A 689-nucleotide genomic window follows, 5' to 3' on the forward strand; every position below is an offset into this window, starting at 1 on the left:
GAGGTCGTGCGAGGGGCCCAGCAGGAAGCGGGCGCGGGCGTCGGTTGGGCGGGGGGCGGCGCGGGAAACAACCTCCGGTTCTTCAAGACGGCCCAGTTCGCGCAGGGAAAGGCCTACCGGGATCAGGTGGTGGTGATTGCCTTCGACGCCCAGGCGCCCATCGGCGTTGGCATCCAGCACGGCTGGTATCCGTACGGTCCCCCGGCCCAGGTCACGAAGGCGCACGGCACGACCGCCATCGAACTCGACTACGAGAGCGCGTTCGAAGCCTACCGGCGCACGGCCGCGAGCCGGGGCGTCGAACTGGACGTGCCAGGCTTCGCCCGCTTCGCGATGACCCACCCGCTGGGGATTCCCCAGGCCAGCGGCGAGTTCGTGATCCGTGACCCGATCTCCGTCGAATCCGACGGTTCGGTCCGCTACGTCGCGGAGATACCGGACGGCTCGCTGGTCCGGGTGATGGAGGGCGCCCGCGCGGATCTGCTCGACGCGGCGGCCGGTGCCGCCACCATGGCCCGGGAAGCCACCCCGGGCCCGCTGGGCGGCGCGGTGGTGTTCGATTGCGTCTCCCGCTACCTCATCCTGGGCGAGGGGGTCCGGGACGAACTCTTGAGGTTCCAGGAGGCGCTCGGTGAGGGTGTCCCGGTCGTGGGCTGTCTGACGCTCGGCGAGGTGGGGGCCCTGGGGGG

At 71.3% G+C, this 689-nt stretch carries 1 protein-coding gene; it reads left to right on the plus strand.

From position 1 onward, the window contains the following. Positions 1 to 689 (plus strand): FIST signal transduction protein (locus D7X12_RS41690; protein WP_208719641.1); only part of this gene is annotated, 689 nt, incomplete at both ends.

It is taken from the genome of Corallococcus sicarius, from assembly GCF_003611735.1.
GTDB classification, from domain to species: domain Bacteria; phylum Myxococcota; class Myxococcia; order Myxococcales; family Myxococcaceae; genus Corallococcus; species Corallococcus sicarius.